Source organism: Halorientalis sp. IM1011 (genome assembly GCF_001989615.1).
In the GTDB taxonomy this organism is placed as follows: Archaea; Halobacteriota; Halobacteria; order Halobacteriales; family Haloarculaceae; genus Halorientalis.
On sequence record NZ_CP019067.1, the window covers coordinates 2,282,466 to 2,302,697 of the forward strand.

A 20,232-nucleotide genomic window follows, 5' to 3' on the forward strand; every position below is an offset into this window, starting at 1 on the left:
CTATTCGTTATTGAATACTTCGTTCTCTGATTCGACCGTAATGGTTTTGCATCTGAATATTCTAGGCTCCGGAACGATTAAGCCACGAAGCATTCGGCGTACCCGTAACACTAATGTACTGCACTTAGCTTGAAACAACAAGAAGCCAACCCTACTGCTATCGACAATCAAAATGAATAAATATATAAGCTATTTGGACACTTTTGGTCGATCGGCTGGGCAGAAAATTCGGAACGTACGTTCTTCAATATGGCAATATAAGTGGGATCGAAGGTTCAAAAACCGCTTCTTCAATTCTCGAAAGGAATACGACAGCTACGCAGTTGAGTTCGAGCAAAAATCTGTCTCTGATATCATTGAACAATCGTCGGATGAGTTTGCAACTCTCACTAGTTCGGGGAAGTGGGGTGGTATCGGAACTAAAATTGGCAAACGGTACTACACACTTGTACGCAAACTCAAACCGGACGTAATCGTTGAAACTGGTGTTTGTAACGGTGTTTCGACACTATGTACCCTTCTGGCATTGGACGAAAATGACCACGGAACTCTCTACTCTATTGATTACCCGTACTATGCGGATGTTCCATTGAGTGAATTCCGCGACGAAACGTTTGAAGATTTCGGGGGTGCTGCAATTCCGAGCGACAAGGAACCGGGGTGGATAGTTCCAGATGAGTATCAGTCTCAGTGGGACCTTCGGATCGGGAAGAGTCAACGAGAATTGCCACAGTTAGTCACGGAACTGGAATCAATTGACGTGTTCATTCACGATTCAGAACATTCGTTGCCGTGCATGTTATTCGAATATGATCTTGCCTGGGAATGGTTTGGTTCGAACGGCATAATCCTCTCGGACGATATTGATTGGAACGGTGCATTCGATTCGTTTGCATCGGCCAGAACTGCAGAATCCGGTCAAATCACGTCTAGTGTTGGATATCTAATAAAAGGTGGTGTGAAATGACTCGCTCGGTACCGACTTTCGTTTTGGGTATTGACGGTGCGACGTTTCGACTACTTGACCTTTGGATCGATGATCTACCGAACTTCTCGAAGCTCTTAGAAGATGGATTCGCCACTGAACTCCGGAGTTCTACACCGCCTGTAACCAGTCCCGCATGGCGTTGTTATGCGACCGGAAAAGATCCCGCCAGTATCGGCGTTTACTGGTGGCGGCAATTGGACCGTGAATCTCAACGGTTCGTGTCGGCCGACGACATCCCGTTGACAAGCAAGTGCTACTGGGAGTTCCTTTCTGACGACAAACGTGTTGCGGTCGTTGGAGTTCCGCTGAATGCACCACCGAGACCGCTGAATGGGTATCTCGTCTCAGGTGGCCCATTCGCCGACCAAGATGAATACACATATCCGGCGGCATTTCAGTCGACGCTAGAATCAAAATTCGATTACCAACTCCATCCTGACGTGTATCCTTCTATCGAGAATGCACGTGATCGAGAAATCATATCTGACTTCGAAAAAATGCTTGACCAACGGTTCGACTTGATCGAGTGGTTCCTTGATGAGAAATCACTCGACCTGGTGAACCTGACGCTGTTCTATATCAATGTGTTACAGCACAAAGCTTGGGACGCACCGGAGGTCAAGCACCTCTGGAAGCGGATTGATGAGAGACTGGGCACATTGTTGAATCGGGATATAAACGTAATTATCCACTCGGATCATGGACTTCACGAAGTCGAGCGGGTATTCTACCTGAACGGATGGCTGAAAGAGCAGGGCTATCTCTCAGTCGACCCGCCCGCAGAACCGAGTGTCCACGATCGGCTTTTCGATACGGCAAAGTCCGTTTTGGAGATGGTGAAAATGAAAGCCACGCTGAAACGCGTGCTCCCGGAGTCTACCGTTGACACGGTTCGGCCTGACTCTCGACGCCGACTCATGGACACAACCGAGTTTGAAACGAGGGTGGACTTCGAGAACTCACGCGCGATAGCTTCCCCGCAGGGGCCAGTGTACATACTTGACGCTGATTTGGAAACACGTACAGAACTACGTGATCGACTTTTCGATGTGACTGACCCGGAGACAGGTGAAGCAGTCTTTGCCGACGTGAAACCTGCTGAGGAAGTTTACGCCCACCCCATCCCAGATGCAGCACCTGATCTCCTCGTGGAGTGGAATGACGGATTCGAGATTAAAGATATTCACTCTGAAGATCCAGAACGAATATTTGGCCCCCCATATGGAGTATTGGCTGATAATGAACCAACTGGTATTCTACTCGGCTCTGGCCCGGATATTACAGCTAAAGAGGTTTCTAATACACCTCTCCTGTATGATCTGGCTCCGACATTTCTTCACCTTCACGACGAACCTATTCCCGAAAGCATGGATGGGTCAGTACTGTTCGACATATTTGCGGACGACTCAGAGGCTAGTGCGCGTTCGGTACGAACAACAGAAGGTGAGGAATTTAACGGGGTGGATCAAGACAGAGAAGGATCTGCGGTCAGCGATAGATTGAGGGATTTAGGATATCTGGAATAGCGATGACATTTGCGTATAGTAGTACGCAAAGAGATATACCATTACCATTCCAAAACGCCCTCATGTCGGAGATTCCTTTATATGACGTAAATAACGTCATTGGAGACGAGATTGTCGACGGTATCCGCGAGGTTTTAGATTCGGGGTGGCTGACGCTAGGTCCGAAGACGACAGAATTCGAGGAGACGTTCGCTGCCGTCCACAAGACGGACGAGGGTGTCGCCGTAAACTCCTGTACGTCCGCGCTCTATGCTTCGCTTCGAGCGCTGGGAATCGGTAATGGCGACACAGTCGTTGTCCCTGCGATCACATTCGCTGCTACTGCCAACGTCGTGCGACTGCTCGGCGGCGACGTGATCGTCAGTGACGTGACCGAGACCGGTAACCTTGATCCGGATAGCCTCCGACAGATTCTTGAGCGACGAACCGATGTCCAAGCAGTCCTCCCAGTCCACCTCTACGGACTCCCCTGTAACATGCCGGAGATTATCGATGTCGCCGACGAGCACGACATTGCGGTCATCGAGGACTGCGCGCACGCGCCAGGCGCGTCGGTCGACGGCAAGCCGGTCGGATCCTTCGGGGACGCCGGCTGTTTCAGTTTCTACGCGACCAAGAACATGACGACGGGCGAGGGCGGCATGGTCGTCACGAACGACGCGGACCTCGGCGAACGTGTCCGACAACTCCGGAACCACCACCAGACGAAATCACCTGACGAGAAGAAACAGAACTGGGGGTACGACGTGGATGGACTGGGGTTCAATTTCCGTATGAGCGAGTTCCAGGCTGTGATGGGACTGAGCCAGCTCAAGAAACTCGGAGAGATGACTGAAAGCCGACAGCGGGTGGCGCGTCGATACCGAGAGGCGATAGCGACCATCGATGGACTGTCTTGGTATGGTAACGATCCAGAGAAGGACCACGTTTTCCACCTGTTCGTCGTCCACGTCGAAGACGAATATCCACTGACCCGTAACGAATTGTACGATCATCTCTCGACGAATGATATCGTCACGGGTGTCCACTATCCGCCCATTCCGGAACTCACGTACTACAATGGCGTGGAGGGTGAGTACGAGCGGGCAATGCGTCTCTACGACCGAATCCTATCACTCCCGATGTTTCCGGACATGGACAACTCGACGCAAGACCACGTAATCGATGCGCTCAGAACTCCTCAATAATTATGGCTCCAACTGTCGGTCACTTCGTCAAGAACTATCTTCCCCTCACGCAGACGTTCGTTTATCGCTACTTGACGAGTCACTCCACCTATGTGCCGTTTGTCTGTGGAATCCGGAGCGAGAATACGGATCGGTTTCCCTTCGAGCCCCGGTACGTATTTATGGACAAATCCAGATTCGATCCACGATTCTGGGTCTACGGCGCGCTCGCGAAGTTCGATCTCTTTGGCCTTGAGAACACGCACTATCGGAATGTGATTGACCGCACTGATCCGGACGTGCTCCACGCCCACTTCGGACCACGCGGTGTGGAACTGGAAAAATATCGCCGCGACAATCGGCCGCTCGTGACGTCGTTTTACGGTTATGATGCCTCTCAACTCGTCGAAGGCGACGATTCGATGCGTGCGAAGTACCAGAAGCTATTCGCCAAGGGGGATCTATTCCTCGTGGAGGGGCCGGCGATGCGACAGAAACTCCTGGCGCTCGATTGCCCGGAGGAGAAGATCGCTCTCCAGCGGATCGCGATTGACACCGATCGGATCGAACCCTGCTATCCTGACCTGAGCGATGGCCTTCAGGTACTGATGGTCGGTCGGTTTGTCGAGAAGAAGGGGATGCCTGACGGGATACGGGCCTTCGCTTCGGCCCTCGGTGACGTCGAAGGCGCGGAACTCCGAATCGTCGGAGGTGAGAGCGGCGAATACACGGAAGCGGACCTCCGAGAGATTGCGGCCGCCGAAGGCGTGAGCGACCAGGTTGTCTTCGCCGGATTCCTGCCGTACGAGGAGTATCTTGGAGCTGTCCACGAGTGTGACGTACTCCTCGCCCCGAGCAAACGAGCCGAATCGGGGGATTCCGAAGGTGGCGCGCCAACGGTTCTTCTGGAGGCACAGGCGAGCGGGAAACCGGTGGTCGCCACGACGCATGCAGACATTCCGTACGTAGTCGAAGATGGCATCGCCGGTCGGTTGGTTACGCCCGGAGACGTTGAATCACTCGCTGACGCACTCTGCTGGTGCCGGGACCATCCAGAACATCTCACTCGTATGGGTCGGGCCGGCCGCGAGAACATGAAGGCCCACCACAACGTCACGGAACTGGCACGCCAGCTTGAAACGCGATACGATCGACTTCTGTAGGAACAAGTGTTATGTCCGTCCGTCGAGTTGACCTTGTCGTGTGACGAATGAAGGGTTTAATTCTCGCTGGCGGTCGCGGAACGCGTCTGCGGCCGATCACTCACACCGGTCCGAAACAGTTGGTCCCCGTCGCGAACAAACCCGTCATTCAGTACGCGATTGAGGACCTCGTCGAGGCCGGTATCACCGACATCGGCATCGTTCTCGGGAACAAAGGACGGGAAGCGATCCAGGCCGCACTCGGCGACGGTGATTCGTTCGGCGTCGATATCACGTACATCGTCCAGGGTAATCCGCTCGGACTCTCCCACGCGGTCGGCTGCGCCCGGGACTTCGTCGGTAACGACGACGTGGTTGTCTATTTGGGTGACAACATACTCAAACAGGGCATCTCCGAGTTGGTCGAGGACTTCCGAAACGGTGACTTCGGTGCCGGAATCGCACTCCAGTCGGTCGATCGCCCCGAGCAGTTCGGCGTTGCCGACGTCGACGCCGACGGGGGGATTACACGGTTGGTCGAGAAACCGGACGATCCGCCCAGCAACCTCGCACTCATCGGTATTTACGTGTTTTCGTCGGCAGTCTTTGATGCGATCGAGGACCTCAAACCGTCTTGGCGTGGTGAACTGGAGATCACCGACGCCATTCAACTGCTCCTCGAGCGCGGACATGAGATCGACTCTCACATCGTCGAAGGTTGGTGGAAAGACACCGGAAAACCAGAGGACATTCTCGAAGCGAACCGTCTCGTGTTGAACGACGCAACAGCGTCCGTAGACGGTACGGTAGACCCCGACGCGGAGGTCAAAGGGACCATCGACCTCCATGAGACGAGTTCGATCCACGCCGATGCAGTCGTCCGTGGGCCTGTATCGATCGGCGCGAAATCCGAAATCGGTCCCGACACATACGTGGGACCGTACACCTCGATCGGTCCGGATACGAATATCAGAGGTGCACACGTCGAAAACAGCGTCGTTATGGGCGGTGCCGAAATTACCACGGATCGGAAGATCATCGATAGCCTCATCGGATATGGCGTCACCGTTGGGAGCGCGGAGAAGTTGCGACCCGATGGCAGCCGACTCGTCGTCGGCGAACACTCGAACCTGAGACTATGAGAATCATTACGCTTACCTGCGAGGAGTGTGGAACGATCGTCGCTGCCAACGAGCTTGAACAGCGCCGAGTGATGAAGTGTCCCGGCCTGGACTGTGAGTCCGTCCTCCGATTTGCTGATCTGACGGACGACGAGCGCCATCACTTCCTGAATAACCGCGGCCAGTACCGGATATGAACGTAGATCGGACACGCCTATCTGTCTCCAGTGAGTAGTGCTGACATGGACGTTCTCGTCACCGGTGGCGCGGGTTTTATTGGATCGAACTTTGTTCGCTATCTGTTGTCCGAAACCGACCACGCCGTAACGACAGTTGATATCCTCACCTACGCCGGTTCGAAGAATAATCTCGACGGGACTCTAGACGATCCTCGACACACCTTCGTTGAGGCTGATGTACGAGATGAGGGGGCGATGAGCGAGTTGGTCGCAAACGCCGACGCTGTGGTTCACTTCGCGGCCGAGTCCCATGTAGACCGGTCCATAGCGAATGCTACCCTGTTCGCCTCAACCAACGTCGTCGGGACACAGGTACTGCTCGAAGCAGCCATCGACACAGATCTGGAAATGTTCCTACAGGTATCGACTGACGAGGTGTACGGAGAGATTCTGGAAGGTGAGTTCGGCGAGTCCGACCCTCTTGAACCCCGAAATCCATATGCGGCGACCAAAGCCGGTGCCGATCTCTTGGTGCAAAGCTATGCGACGACGCATGGACTACCCGTCGCGATTACCCGCTCGTCGAATAACTTCGGACCGCGCCAACATCCCGAGAAACTCATCCCAAAGTTGATTACGAAAGCCGCTGCTGGAGAGTCATTGCCGATCTATGGTGATGGCTCGAACGTTCGCGAGTGGATCTACGTCGAAGACAACTGCCGGGCACTGACCCGCGTTCTAGAAGATGGCGAGCCCGGTGAAATCTATAACGTCGGGAGCGGTATCGAGCGCTCTAACCTCGAGGTCGCCCGGGCCGTCGTTGACGCCGTCGGTGCGTCCGAGGAACTCATTGAATTCGTCGAGGATCGGGCGGGACACGACCAGCGGTACGCGCTTGATAGCAGCAAGATATGGGCGCTTGGCTGGGAGCCGAGGTGGTCATTCGATGAAGGGTTAGAGCGAACCGTCGAGTACTATAGATAACCGGTATCGCTTACTGAGAGAAACACCGTTCAAGGTCGTTAAGGTACGATGACGCTGAGCGGCGGTCGAAGAATGGTTGTCGAGTGCTACGTGGCCAGACTGCGGGTGCTGCTGCGCTGAAACGCGCAGCAGCACCCGCTAAACCCACATTTTCAGCCAGTCGAACGACTTGTAGATCGTGCTGTAGTCTGGGGGGTCGTCCCGATCTAAGCCGAGTGAGCCACGAACCCCGGCCAAATAATTCATTAGATTCGTCGTTTCACGGTAGCTGTGGGCATCTTCAAGCTGAAGACAGTGAAGAACGACATGCTTCCAGCGGGCTCGCCCGCGTGTTTCCCCAACGCTTGTTTGACTAATTGCTGACACTACTCAACGAACTTGAGGGGATCGACCTCCATAGGTAGGTCGAATTCTTCGGCTTCGTTCTTCTACTCCGTGATACCGCTTATTTGACCGCTATTCAACAGGGAACTGTAATCGGTCAGCATGTGTATCGAGGTCCTGGGGCCACGAAACCGTGTTCCTTAATTTCTTATTCAATCATTATTGTCTGAGTTGCTCAAGGTCAATCTCGCAACTCACCTCCAAGTATGATTCTTAACCACGGATTTCTATCCTGTCTCCCATCTCGAACTCCTTATCTTGTCTGGTGTCCGGTAAACTGGATATAGCTGAGACGACTGTAGCAACCGTCTCATCGGAGAGAACCGTACCAGCATCAATTCGTTCCAAAACCTTCATCTCAGGAGGGAAAAATCCTCTTTTATGTGGTAATCAAACTTAACAACACTGAACGAGACATGTCGGAGGCTTAAATCGAAAATCCGTCTTTGCAAGAATAAATAACATGAATACCACCAATGCACATACGGTAGGTTTTACTTGTCGGCAATTTACCAACAGTAGGAGACAGCGTGCTCGTATTCGTCACACTTGAAGATCTTTCTCGCACTGACGGTGGCGGTGTTGCCACACGAGAGATCGTTACTAGTCTGGGACGTGTCACGGAAGAACCCCTTGCAGTTATTTGTCCGGAACCGACGGAGACGTACGCGGATCGGCTGTCGGAGCAGGTCGACGAATTCAGGCACCTGCAGTCCGCCGGAGGATCCGGCCAGTTACAGTGGCATGCACGCGCCGAGTGGTCCACTCTCCGTCACTTGCGGAGCCTCCACCGAACAGAGCAGCTGTCGCTGGTCGTGACGCGAATGACGCCATCGACGCTGTTCCCGACACCGTACTGCTGGTTCAAGGAGGTACCACACGTTTTACTGGTCCGGGGTTGGGTGACGCGTGACCGCGAGACTGCCGACTCCTGGGTGGGTCCGGTCATCGAGCAACTCGTCCGGATGAACACGCGTCTGTCGACGGAGGTGTACGTCGCTTTCGAGGCACTCAGAGAGCGGTTGGCGCCGTATCGAAGTTCGAGACAGACGCCGGTGTCCGTCCTCCCGAATGCGGTCGATGCGGACCTGTTCACGCCGGGGGACGGACAGACAGCGCGGGAGGAAATTGATGTCCCCCGTGACGAGTTCGTCGTCGGATTCGTCGGAACGTTCTCCGAACGGCATCGACTCTCGACGCTACTTCGGGCGAGCGCCGAGGTAGACAATACTCATCTACTCCTGGTTGGTGACGGTCCGCGTCGGCGAGAGCTCGAAACGCTTGCTGCAGAACTGGGCCTGGACAGCGACGTGACGTTTACCGGACGGATCCCCCACGAGAGTGTCCCAGAGTATATCTCGGCGTTCGACGTCGGTTTTGGCGTCGTCCACCCAGGGTTTCCGTCGAACCCCATCAAGTGTTACGAGTATCTGGCCTGCGAACGACCGGTCCTGACGAGCACCAGTCCGGAGTTCGAGTTCGTGGCGGCGGTCGATGCAGGTGTTGCCCTGGACCGCGTTACGACTGTCACTGTCGCCGACGCGCTCAGGACATTGAGAGAGAAGAGTAATGAAGAGCGCGTGAGGATGGGGAAGCGCGGATGCGAATATGTCCTTAAGAATCACACTTGGGATCGGGTCGCGTCGGTGCTACTGGAGTCTGCAACCCAGACGACAGGTGAAGAGGTATAACCTGTAGAGAATCCATGACTCACGATGATGCCGATGGAGAGGGCCATTCCCTCTCGGTCGTCTGTTCGACGTACCGCGGCGACGACCCCGACGAACTGACGACGGCGCTGGAAAGCGTGTTCGAGCAGACGCGCCCGCCGGACGAGGTCGTTCTGGTCGCCGACGGCCCGGTTCCTTCGGACATAGACGCGGTCATCGACCGGTTTCTCGACGCTCACCCGTCGGTGCTACGAGTCGAGCGGCTTCCCGAGAACCGTGGGCGCGGCGAAGCGCGGCGCGTCGGAGTCGAGGCGGCCAGTCACAAACTGGTCGCGCTGATGGACGCCGACGACGTGTGCGCGCCGACGCGGTTCGAGCGGCAACTGGACTTCCTCGACGAACACCCCGACATCGACGTCGTCGGTAGCTACCTGAGCGAGTTCGTCGAGAGTCCGGACGACCCCGTGGCCGTCCGAGAGGTACCGCCCGGGCACGAGGACATCGCGAAGCGAGCCCGGCACCGCAACCCGATAAACCAGACAACGGTCGTCTTCCGCCGTGACATGGCGCTCTCGGCCGGGAACTATCGGAACGTCGATCGGATGGAGGACTACGGCCTCTGGGTGCGGATGCTTCTGGAGGGGGCGACGTTCGCCAACATCCCGGAGACGCTGGTCGCCGCTCGCGCCGGGGAAGGCATGTACCGACGCCGAGGGGGGATCGACTACGCCAGGGCCGAGCTTCGCCTCCAGTACGAGTTCTGGCGATGGGGATTCCTCGGGCCGGCGCGGGTGCTGGCGAACCTCTGTACCAGGGTCCCGCTCCGGCTGGTTCCGAACCACGTGCGTGGCGCGGTTTACGAACTGCTGTTCCGCCGTGGACCCTAACGGCAGTCACTCCCAGAGCCGGGTCTCGAGTTCGTCGACGAGCCGACCGCCCTGTTCGGAGAACGTCACCGTGCTCGCGGTGTCGAGGCTCGCCGTCGCGAGGTCGGCACGTAGCTCGTCGTCTTCGAGCAGTCGGCCGATAGCTGACCGCAAGTCGTTACGATTACCGGGCTTGACCAGCAGACCGTTCTCGCCGTCGCGGACGAACGCGGGAATGCCACCGACGCGGGTCGCGACCACTGGTAGGCCCCGTGCCATCCCTTCGCCGAGGACGCGGGGGAGTCCCTCGGTGTACGAGGGGAGGATCAGGAGGTCGCTGTCGTCGTACCGACGCCACAGCTCCTCACCGTGAGGGACGAAGCCGTGGAAGACGGTCTCATCGGCGACACCGAGGGTACGGGCCTGCTCTCGTAGCGAGTCTTCGGCCGGGCCGTCGCCGACGACGTGGAGTGTCAGTTCCCGATCGGCCCGCTCAACTAGCTCCGCGAACGCGGCCAGCAGATCACCGACGCCTTTTTCTCCTGAAAGACGCCCCACGAAGAGGAGGTCGGAGACCTCATCCGCGGGATCGACGCTTTCGCGTACGATGTTGTCGTGAACCAGTGGGAACAGGCTAACCAGTTTCGCTGGGGGATACCCACGCTCGGCGAGCCGGTCGGTGTACTCCCCGATAGTGAAAAGGACCGTTCGATCGTTCCGGAGGAGACGCTTCGTCGCCCACCCGTAGCTACCGACGACCCTGCGGAGGAACCGACGCTTCAGCGGGGCGTCCGCCATCGCGTGATCGACGGTCTGTCCTTTCAGCCCGCGCATGATGAAAAACGTCGGCGTCGAATCGAGTAGTCGACAGATCGGGACCGTGAATGCGCTCACCGTACTCGGGGCGACTGCACCGACGGCGTCACAGGACCGAACGGCATCGGAAGCGGCGATCCGAACCAGCTGTGGGACGATTCTGTGGGAGCGTTTCAGTAGCCCGAATGCTCCCATGTAGTATTTGAACCCGATAACACGGACGTTGTCGGGCACGTCGAGGTCTACGGCACCCTCCCCCTCTCCGACCGGAAGCACGAGTAGAAGCTCCTCGAACCGATCACTGTTCGCGAGAAAAAAGTCCAGGAGGTTCGCGTAGTCCGTTGAGTAGGTGTCGGCCGCCTTGTCGTAGTGGATGGGAGTGTTTAGGAACAGCGCGACCCGTCGACTGTGTTCGGACATCGGAACTAGCAGGCGGTTCTAGGGTGACAGTGTTAAACGTTTTCAGGTTCGGTGCCGTCCGTCTGACGATCCAAATATAACCGCCATACGGCCCCTGCCATCCCGATCAGTAGCCAGAACGTCTCTGCGACTTTGACGTTGATGAACACGTCCTGAAAGATGGCGACAATGAGTAGCGCCGCGGTGACGCCGACGGTTCCGGTCCCGACCGTCCGGAACAGGGGGTCATCGGAGTGGACGACCAACTTCACTCCGGTTTGCAGGATTACAGCGATGCTTAGGAGGAATGTTACCAACCCGATGATCCCGGTTTCGACGAGCAACCGCAGGTAGAAATTGTGCGCCTCGGCGGGTCCTATGACCGCTCCCGGACTCCCCTTCCCGAACCCTACAAGCATCGCTGGGACGGGGGGCGCGAGGAACTCGTTCCAAATCTCGAGCCGTGACACGATGCTCGAGAAAACCGACTGTGGGAGGAACCGTCGGACGATCAGCGGGTTCAGGACGGTGAACGGAATCACTGCGAGGAGCGCTGCAACGAAATAGGCGACAACGTTCCTGTCTGTCGCCCTGACGGCGTATCCGAAAGTGAACACGGAGAGCACGAACAACGTTGCACCGATAGTCGCCCGGGAGACGGTGACCATCATGCTACCGAGGAAGGCCACCAATAACGCACAGCAGATGATCCTCACCCGGTGTCCAGTCCGGTACAGGAGCATCCCGAACGTGAGGAATACCGGCGGGAGGTAAAAGCCCGCGGACGCCAACACGCTCGGCTGGCCGAGCAGAGACGGGCCGTATCGCCATTTCGCGATGTCGACGGTGTGGAACAGCGGTCCGAGGTCGCCGGTGGCAAGTTGGACGGCCATCCAAGTGGCGTTGAGGACGCCACCAAAAATGAACGCGGTGACGACCACTGATACGTCGGCCCGCGACTTGACGAGGTTTGCGACCAGGAGGGCGAACAGCAGGAACTGCACCTCCTTGAGCAGGTAGAGGGCGGCCCGAGCGGCTGGGAGCGCGTATACACCGATACCCACGACCGTGACCACCAGGGCCACCGCGAGATACCCGGCGAAAGGCACCGCGAACGGTGGGAGGTACACGTGGTCACTCCGGTGTAGCGTAACCGTCCAGCCCAGCAGTACGACGAGTAACAGCAAGTCCTCGAGCCGCAGGGTGAACGCACGGCTCACCGAGACCGGGATATCCACCGGGATTTCCGGAGACAGGGCCACGAACAGAACCAGGGTACCGAGTAGCGTCCATCTGGCGGCCCCCTCGTTGACGCCCCCTCGGACGACGATTGCCACCATTGCGGTGCAGACGACGACGCCAACGACAGCGACAGGGAGAGCTTCATCAAAATAAATACGACCGACGAGAATGAGTACCGTACTCACGACCGCAAAAACAGCGCCGATACTTCCGGCCGTTCTTGTGCGGTTGTGTAGCCACATATCCTTACTCCATGCCCGGTGACCGTGTCAGGGATCGGTGTATCCGAGATAGCGCAGTCGCTGCTTGACGACATCGTCGTCAGCAGTCGTCGTCGATTCGACCGGTGGCTCCGGGACAATCTCCCGACGTGAACTGGATTCGACTTCCAGCCACGGGACGGTTACGAGCTCCGGCGTATAGATACCGTACGGGTGCCCCCATTCTGTTATCGGGACGGGGCGGGCACGCTCCCCGATCATGTTCCCGTGGTCGGAGGTGACGACTGTCTTGCCGTCGAGCGTGTCGAGGAGTTCCGCTACCACGGGGAGGACCCGGTCGAGGTTCGCCTCGTAGGCGCTCCAGACCTCGGCGGCGGTAGTCTGCAGGTCGCCCGTCATGACTTGCCGCCAGCAGTTGGTGTCGTCGGGGTTCTCAAAACCGAGTTCGTCGGTGAATGGCTGCTCGTCGGAACCGATGAACGGGTAGTGAGGCTGGATGAAGTGTACCAGAAGGCGCTTTTCTGGGTACTTGGCGGCGGCCTCCCGGGCTTGGTCCGCCGTCGTCTCTGGGAGAACAGTCCTGCGATTGTCATCCCAACCGTCGTCGAGCCAGACGTTCAGTTCGGCATGGAACTCTACGTTGACGACCTCACTGTTTCGAGAGAGCATGGGGCTTGCCGTGACGTACACCGTATCGTGGAATGTCTTTCCATGAAAGTTCCCTAGGAGGAACTCCCGCGTGTTTGACCCCCGTGACATCCGTGATGAGAGATTACCGGGGAGCGAGTGCCGGTCCGCGAACAGATCGTACCGACAGGCGTCGAGCAACAGTAGCGAGTCCCAGTCTTCGGACATGATATCACAGCCGTCGGTGTTGTACGAGCGTGAGTTTAGTCGGTTGTAGTAAATCCTGTTGAGTTCCCGACCGACGAGGGACGGCGTCGCGAGACCCCGACGTATTTGTTCTATAGAATACATTTATGGACTGTCTTTCGTCGCTCGGTGCCCGGGTGTGAGGCGACCCTCGCCGGGCTACCGTTGGTCATTCGCTACGTCCTGATGAGTTGGTTCGTGGGGCATCAATGTATCGCCTGACGCTCACCTCGGTTTCGAGTCTGGGGCCAAGAGTCACTTTTCGATCATCTCCACTAAATCATCGAGCACCTGCCAGATCTGTCGGATGACAATCTTCACGTCGAACCAGAACGATTGCCTGCGGATATACTTAATGTCGTACCGAAGTTTCTCCTGTGGGTCGTGGCCGGTCACGGCGTTGATTTGTGCGAGTCCGGTCAGTCCGGGCTTGACGAACCACCGGCGCCGCCAGTCCGCGGCTCCCGACTCCATGTTCGTGTCCAGTTCCGGTCGCTCCGGTCGCGGACCAACGACGCTCATGTCGCCGGTCAGGATTGACCACAGCTGTGGAATCTCGTCTAGATGTGTCTTCCTGAGGAACCGGCCGACACGTGTCACACGCGGATCGATATCGCCTCTGTCCTCCGCGGAGAGTTTCGCCCCCGTTTCGGCTTCAGCCTCGGGAATCATGCTCCGGAACTTGTACACAGTAAACGTATCACCGAACTCCGCAGTCCGTTCCTGGCTGTACAACACGGGACCGGGACTATCCAATTTAATAGCTACGGCGATTGCCAGAATCACTGGCGACAACACGACCAGTCCACAGGCGGAGAAACACACGTCGAACACTCGCTTGACCACGTAATCCTGCCAGTCCCATGGATTGAGATCCACCTCTACTAACTCGCCACCAGCCACACCAGCGGTCAACACGTCCTCAGCGTGATTCCGGTGGACCATCGCCGTCACACCGTGGTCGAAACAAGTGTCGAGCGTACCGAAAAACTCCGCGCGATCGGTATCTGCAAACGCCAATAGCGCCGTGTCGATCTCGTATTTCACCAACACTTCATCTAGCCGCGACAACCCACCCAAATTCGAGAGTTCGTCCAGTCGCGTCGTGACGGCCCCGCCGTCGGACATCTCTGGCTTCCCGACCACGCCTCCCTCCGTGGCCTCGTAGGACGACGGCGGCGAGACGTACCCGATCACGGGCAGGTCGGTCTCCTCGAGAATCGCTTCCATCGCAGTCGGATCGTCACCGACGATGATCGCTCTGGACTGTTCGCTCGGGCGGCGTCGGATCGCGACCATCCAGGCGGGCAACCAGAGCAACAGGAAAGCCGTCCCGAGCATCAGCGTCGCCCGCGGCATTCGATAGTTATAGTCGAAATATCCAAGCGCGGCCAGTCCAACCATCGCGAGGAACACCCGTTTCTGCGTGAGAATGATCGTGGCCAGTACGCGGCGCGGCCGGGGTTTGAACAACGGCCACATCGCACCGAGAACGACGACAAGTGCCGTCAGGATCACGAACACCAGCGCACCATTTGATAAGACGGCGGGCGCTGGCCGACCAAGGACCGGCACCTGACTGAACGCGTCCTGAATCAACGGGTAGTTGACGAACCAGACAGCGACGGCGGTGAGGCTGGCAGTCCCGAGGACGCTCGCGACCCGATACCGCCAGCCCGTTGCCATTGGAACTGATAACTCCACCGCCGGACATAAGGCCTGCGACAGCCGTCACACGAGCGTCTGACACCTCTCGAACGCACGTTTCGGCATGTCGACTCGGGGACAAACTCTTGGTGTCGCCCTGCAGAGACAGGAACGTGACACGGCTGTCGGAACTCGCGATGACCGAGAACGAAAACCTCGTCGACCTCGCCAACCAATGGCGGCGACGACTCGGACGCGCCCTCTTCGGCGACCGGTACGGCGTCGTCCTCTTTCTCGGGACGCTCGCCATCCTCGCGACCTACTGGCGGGTCGGGGTGTTCATCACCGACAGCTACGCCATCGCCAACGGACTGGTCAACGTCGCCGACGGCCACCTCGCGATCACGGAGAAAACCTACTCGCTCACGCTGGGCTCCCAGCCCGGCCTCTGGTACGCCGACGGCGCGGTCTACGCCCGCAACTACGCCCACATCTTCCTCTCACTCCCGGTCCTCTGGCTACTGGACGCCCTTGCCGGCCTCTTCGACCTGCGGCTCGTCCTCGCCGCGGCGTGGTCGGGACTACTCGTCCTCCTGTTCGACCGTCTCGGACGCCTTCTCGATTACCATACCCAATTCGCCACCGCGGGAACGGCCCTCGGACTCCTGACGTTCCTCGGGAGCGCCCTCGTCGCTGCACCACTCCCCGACCGATGGACGGCCTTCCTCGCGCTCCAGGTGACGGGGATGATCGCCGTCGCGTTCGTCGGCGTGATACTCTACCGTGTCCTCGCACACGCCCACGGACGACGGGTCGGCCTCTGCTTCGGCGCGGCGGCCGCGATCGCCTCGCCCGTTGGCTTCTGGGCGACGATCCCGAAACGCCACGCGCTCTCGACGCTGGCCGTCGTCGCCATCCTGAGCGCGTTCTACTTCAGCCGCGCCGAAGACGCGAGACGACGAGCCCTCGGCCTCCGTGCCCTCGCGTACGCCGTCGTCGCACTGTTCGCGTGGCTGCACGCGCTCGAAGCCCTCGTGGTGTTCGCGGTCTTCGTGCCGCTCGACATCGCGACTGCACGCTCGAACCACCCGAAACACCTCGCCGTCGTCGGTGTCGTCTTCCTCGTCGCGCTCGCGCCCTTCCTCGCGACCAACGCGGCGATCAACGACAACCCGTTCCAGCCGCCCCGGTCGATGGATCAGTTCTCCGGCCAGGTCGACCCACTCGCGAGCGGTGGCCAAGACGGCAGGGACGGCCAGCGCGGTGGCGATAGCGGATCGACACCGACGCCGACACCCACCGAGTCACAACCGACGACGACTGATGGAGCGGGACCACCAGCCAACGGGACGACCACGGAAGGTGGAACCGACGGGACGACAGCCCCCACATCACCCGGTTCCGAGCCCCCATCCGATTCATCACCGGGACCGATCGCGACACTGGTCGCGGCGATCACGGCCGTCGCCGGCGTGGCGATCGAGGGGAGTTCCTGGGCCGTCGGCGAGGGCTGGTCCTACGTCGACACCGGACTCACGCTCGCCAAGGAGGATCCTGAGCGTCTCTACCACATCTTCGTCCGGAGCGGGCGCATCCCCGAATACGTCGCCTACCATATGACCGATCAGGAGGCAGTCGACCTCGCACTGCTGGAAGTCGCGCCGTTACTCGGCGGTCTCCTCGGCGTGGTCGGAGCGGGACTCCACCGACTCCGAACCCGTTCGCTGGCCGGGATCCGGACTGCACTTGGACAACCAGCGCGCCAGACGGACCTGCTCGCGGTTGCGATGACGGTCGCGCTGGTGCTGATGAACGTCGAACGACTCCCGCTCCACACGCAGTTCACCGTCCGGTACCTCGTTCCGATCGTGCCGCTCGGGCTGTACGGACTCGCCCGACTGGACTGTGTCCACCGCGTCGTTTGCGCCGACCTGCGCTGGATCACCGGCGCGTACGTCGGCGCTCTCCTCGTAGGCGGACTCGGGTTCTTGGCCGCCAATCTATGGCTCGGACTCGCACTCGGTGAGGCGATGCAACTGCACGCGCTGGTCAATCTGACTAGCGCTGCACTCCTCGCGGGCTGGGCGGTCGCCGCGAGTCTCGTCGACCTCGACGAGCGGATCGGCGTCGTCGCGCTCGCGGTCCCCGCTGCACTGTCGACGCTGTTCCTGCTGTTCACCGGACTCGTCTATCTCCAGTACGCCGACTACGCACTGCCACTCGTTGAGGCACTCACCGAACTGTTGCCGATTGCCGTCTAGACTCCTCTGGGCGAACCAGTCGGATCATACTGGTACTCTTCTGTTCGAGCCGCTGAGACTGGAGCTACAACCTATTATCGCGATAATCATTACCAGGATAATGACCTTCTGCAACCGAGAGACAGAGCTACTGGCCGACCTTGTATCGACAGCACGTAACTGATACGCCGAAATTCGGGACAGCACTTCGCGTTGCGAGTTGGCTTACGGTGTATTCCTCGTATGGCTCCTCGATGAGGAGCGCGAGAACGTCTTCCATCGCCTGGTACCGAAAGACACGGTCGTCGGGGAACGGATACTCCAGTGCAATTGTAGTACTCACTTTCCAATCGGGAATACTATTCCTATTAGGAATATATTGGACAAATCTACTGGGGATATATTGACACTTGAAATGAGTAATGGGATTTGTGGTCAGTTATTCCGTCGCCGTCTCAGCACTCTCCTCGGACCCAGCGTCGGCGCTTGCCTCACCCGTTTCCTGCAACCGACGCTCGGCCTCTTCTTGATCCTCGGGATAGCCAACGTCGATCCGCCAGCCGTCCATCCGGATGGCGTCGATGGTTCGGCCCGACTGGATTAGCAGGTCGATGGCTTCGCTGATCTCGTACTCACCCCGGTCCGAGGGCTGGACAAGGTGGCAGGCGTGGAAGATGGCCGGCGTGAAGGTGTAGAATCCGGTCATCACGAGATTCGACGGTGGCTCGTCGGGCTTCTCGACGACCTCGACGATCTCGCCGTAGTCGTTGGTGTCACAGACGCCATATCGGCTGGCATCTTCCCACGGCACTTCCTCGACGAGGAACGCCGCATCGGCGCGACTCTCCCGCTGGCGGTTGACCACGTCCGCGAGGTTCGCCTGGAAGACGTTGTCGCCCAGCATCAGCATGAAGTCGTCGTCGATATGCTCTTCTACGGTCAGCAGGGCGTGGGCCAGTCCCTGCTGTTCGCGCTGGTGGGTGTAGGTGATCGGGACGCCGTCGAACTCGTCGCCGTAGTGGTCGATGATGACCTCCTTCATGTAGCCGACGACGACGACCAGTTCGTCGGCTCCGAGATCGACCAGTTGCTCGAAACAGTGGGTCAGGATCGGTTTGTCATCGACCTCGACCATTCCCTTGGGCTTGTCCTCGGTGAGGGGCCGCAGCCGCGTTCCCTCGCCGGCGGCCAACACGACGGCTTTCATGTCCGCTTACTCGACGGGTCAACTGCAAAACTCTTGTCCTCGCCTTCGCCTCGATACGGTCTCGTCTCAGGAAGTTCGTTGAGATGGGTTTGCCCGAGATATGGTATCGGTAGAAAGATAATTTTCCATAGTAAATGCGGGACAAGACTAATACTATTAGATGCTATAGCAATAACTAGCGATGATGGAGTACGTCGACGGGATTGCGGCAAAAATCATGCTAGCGATCCGTCCCGGTGATTCGATTCGGCGGATCGCCCAGAAGATCGACGGCTCCTACTCGTGGGTCTACGACTGGGTCGAACGGTTGGAAGAAGCGGGCTTCATCCGGCGCGACGATGGCCTCTACATCGAGAGTTACGATGTCAGAGACAGCTACTACGATATCGTCGCAGCAATATCCAGATCAGCTCCGCTCTCGATCGACGAGGGATACGTCATTCCGCATTTCGCAGGTATGCCGTTCGCGTACACGAAAATCGACGGAGTCTACGTTTGGACGCACGGGGGCTATCAGATCGCTCGCGGTCACGACGACTATCCGATCTTTATTCAGGTCGCTGACCGGGATATCGAACGGTGGGCTGCCTTCTTCGACGAGTTCGGGATTCCAAACACGATCGAGGAGCGCCTGGATGCAACCGAGTACGAGGGAACAGTCGCGTACGTGTTATTCCCGACGAGCGAGGATATCACTCGCGAGTGGGTCGACGGCAACCCAGTCGTTCCGTTAGACGAAACGATCGACCACATGCTGGACTACCGTGTGAACTACGAACCGGCGTTGGAGATGATCGCTGACGAGTACGACCGTGACATCGACGCGTCCCACGCAGACCCGCACCTGAAAGCATGAGTCTTGGCGAACGCGAAGACGAGTTGCTAGATACGCTAGAGACGGTGATCGACGCCGATTTTCCGTACGTGCTTGTCGGTGGCTGGGCAATTGCGGCGTTCAACCAGCGATTTACGACAGATGTTGACGTCGTGATTCCGGGACAGGCTCTCGACGACTACACTGCGCTCCTCACTGGTCGTGGCTACGAGAAAACCGCTGATGTCGAGCGAAACGAATTGTACGAGGGTCGTACTGTCAGGTTCGAGAAAGACGTCGGGAACCCGGTTCAGTTCGATGTGATGGTCGATGCATTGGGGTGTCGACAAACAGAAGCCGAGTGGTCGTATCGCTATCTGTCCGAACACTCCGTCACCGAAGAATTAGGCACATCCCGTCCAATTTCGGCTCGGATTCCGGAACCGGAGTTGCTGTTTGCGGTAAAACTCCACAGTGGCCGAAAAGCCGATACCCGCGACCTTGTGGTACTCGGGCGCGACGCCGATCTAGAACGAATCGCGATGCATCTCAACCGTGGGGACTCAGAGAAACTTGCACGGCGTATCGGAGTCGTCATGGATCGACTAACGTCACCCGGTTTTGCGGATTCGTTTAAAGGCGTCTTCGAACAGCAGACAGTACCCGAGCAGGATATCGACGCTGTCAAGGAATTTCTTCTCAACCAGCGTGATCGTCTCGATACCGAACAGTGATGTAAAAGAACGA

At 58.1% G+C, this 20,232-nt stretch carries 17 protein-coding genes and 1 pseudogene; 12 read left to right on the top strand and 6 right to left on the bottom strand.

Going from position 1 to position 20,232, the window contains the following annotated elements; translation table 11 throughout:
• Positions 1–526: 526 nt before the first annotated feature.
• The 7 genes from BV210_RS20885 (at position 527) to rfbB (ending at position 7,106) form a co-directional block, all read left to right on the top strand.
• On the top strand, positions 527–967 hold the full coding sequence (locus BV210_RS20885) for a class I SAM-dependent methyltransferase (RefSeq protein ID WP_253741513.1): 441 nt from the start codon (positions 527–529) through the stop codon (positions 965–967).
• Complete coding sequence (locus tag BV210_RS11680) at positions 964–2,514, top strand: alkaline phosphatase family protein (protein ID WP_077206811.1); 1,551 nt, start codon at positions 964–966, stop codon at positions 2,512–2,514. The genes BV210_RS20885 and BV210_RS11680 overlap by 4 nt, the downstream gene beginning before the upstream one ends.
• Before the next feature lie 62 nt (positions 2,515–2,576).
• Positions 2,577–3,701, top strand: coding sequence for a DegT/DnrJ/EryC1/StrS aminotransferase family protein (locus tag BV210_RS11685; RefSeq protein ID WP_077206812.1), 1,125 nt, complete (start codon positions 2,577–2,579; stop codon positions 3,699–3,701).
• A gap of 2 nt (positions 3,702–3,703) precedes the next feature.
• Positions 3,704–4,843 carry a glycosyltransferase gene (locus BV210_RS11690; RefSeq protein ID WP_077206813.1) on the top strand — a complete coding sequence of 380 codons (1,140 nt, stop codon included), beginning with the start codon at positions 3,704–3,706 and terminating at the stop codon, positions 4,841–4,843.
• A gap of 47 nt (positions 4,844–4,890) precedes the next feature.
• The gene (locus tag BV210_RS11695; protein ID WP_077206814.1) at positions 4,891–5,964 is read left to right on the top strand and encodes a glucose-1-phosphate thymidylyltransferase; all 1,074 of its coding nucleotides are present in this window, start codon (positions 4,891–4,893) and stop codon (positions 5,962–5,964) included.
• Complete coding sequence (locus BV210_RS20890; RefSeq protein WP_077206815.1) at positions 5,961–6,140, top strand: hypothetical protein; 180 nt, start codon at positions 5,961–5,963, stop codon at positions 6,138–6,140. Before BV210_RS11695 ends, BV210_RS20890 begins: the two co-directional genes overlap by 4 nt.
• A 45-nt stretch (positions 6,141–6,185) precedes the next feature.
• Complete coding sequence (gene rfbB / locus BV210_RS11705; protein ID WP_077206816.1) at positions 6,186–7,106, top strand: dTDP-glucose 4,6-dehydratase; 921 nt, start codon at positions 6,186–6,188, stop codon at positions 7,104–7,106.
• A gap of 43 nt (positions 7,107–7,149) precedes the next feature.
• On the opposite strand, the pseudogene BV210_RS11710 reads toward rfbB, so the two are convergent.
• Positions 7,150–7,447 (bottom strand): annotated as a pseudogene (locus BV210_RS11710) (IS5/IS1182 family transposase); the annotation flags it as partial.
• A gap of 867 nt (positions 7,448–8,314) precedes the next feature.
• Here BV210_RS11710 and BV210_RS11715 point away from each other — a divergent pair.
• Positions 8,315–9,181 carry a glycosyltransferase gene (locus BV210_RS11715; RefSeq protein ID WP_157525995.1) on the top strand — a complete coding sequence of 289 codons (867 nt, stop codon included), beginning with the start codon at positions 8,315–8,317 and terminating at the stop codon, positions 9,179–9,181.
• Between the two features lie 14 nt (positions 9,182–9,195).
• A complete protein-coding gene (locus BV210_RS11720; RefSeq protein ID WP_077206818.1) occupies positions 9,196–10,047 on the top strand; it encodes a glycosyltransferase in 852 nt (283 codons plus the stop codon).
• A gap of 6 nt (positions 10,048–10,053) precedes the next feature.
• Here BV210_RS11720 and BV210_RS11725 read toward each other — a convergent pair whose 3' ends face one another.
• The 4 genes from BV210_RS11725 to BV210_RS11740 form a co-directional block, all read right to left on the bottom strand.
• Positions 10,054–11,262, bottom strand: a complete 1,209-nt coding sequence (locus BV210_RS11725) for a glycosyltransferase (RefSeq protein WP_077206819.1) — start codon at positions 11,260–11,262, stop codon at positions 10,054–10,056.
• A 32-nt stretch (positions 11,263–11,294) separates the two neighbouring features.
• The gene (locus tag BV210_RS11730) at positions 11,295–12,725 is read right to left on the bottom strand and encodes an O-antigen ligase (protein ID WP_077206820.1); all 1,431 of its coding nucleotides are present in this window, start codon (positions 12,723–12,725) and stop codon (positions 11,295–11,297) included.
• Positions 12,726–12,752: 27 nt separating this feature from the next.
• On the bottom strand, positions 12,753–13,559 hold the full coding sequence (locus BV210_RS11735) for a hypothetical protein (protein ID WP_371340753.1): 807 nt from the start codon (positions 13,557–13,559) through the stop codon (positions 12,753–12,755).
• 273 nt (positions 13,560–13,832) lie between these two features.
• On the bottom strand, positions 13,833–15,263 hold the full coding sequence (locus BV210_RS11740) for an exopolysaccharide biosynthesis polyprenyl glycosylphosphotransferase (RefSeq protein ID WP_077206822.1): 1,431 nt from the start codon (positions 15,261–15,263) through the stop codon (positions 13,833–13,835).
• A gap of 134 nt (positions 15,264–15,397) precedes the next feature.
• Between BV210_RS11740 and BV210_RS11745 the strand changes: the two genes are divergently transcribed.
• On the top strand, positions 15,398–17,485 hold the full coding sequence (locus BV210_RS11745; RefSeq protein ID WP_084802624.1) for a hypothetical protein: 2,088 nt from the start codon (positions 15,398–15,400) through the stop codon (positions 17,483–17,485).
• 418 nt (positions 17,486–17,903) lie between these two features.
• Here the strand turns inward: BV210_RS11745 and aglF are convergent, their stop codons facing one another.
• Positions 17,904–18,671: a UTP--glucose-1-phosphate uridylyltransferase AglF gene (gene aglF, locus BV210_RS11755; RefSeq protein WP_077206824.1), complete on the bottom strand. Its 768-nt coding sequence runs from the start codon at positions 18,669–18,671 to the stop codon at positions 17,904–17,906.
• A 184-nt stretch (positions 18,672–18,855) separates the two neighbouring features.
• Between aglF and BV210_RS11760 the strand changes: the two genes are divergently transcribed.
• A complete protein-coding gene (locus BV210_RS11760; protein WP_077206825.1) occupies positions 18,856–19,527 on the top strand; it encodes a helix-turn-helix domain-containing protein in 672 nt (223 codons plus the stop codon).
• Entirely contained in the window at positions 19,524–20,219 is a 696-nt protein-coding gene (locus tag BV210_RS11765) for a hypothetical protein (RefSeq protein ID WP_077206826.1), read from the top strand. The genes BV210_RS11760 and BV210_RS11765 overlap by 4 nt, the downstream gene beginning before the upstream one ends.
• Positions 20,220–20,232 lie beyond the last annotated feature (13 nt).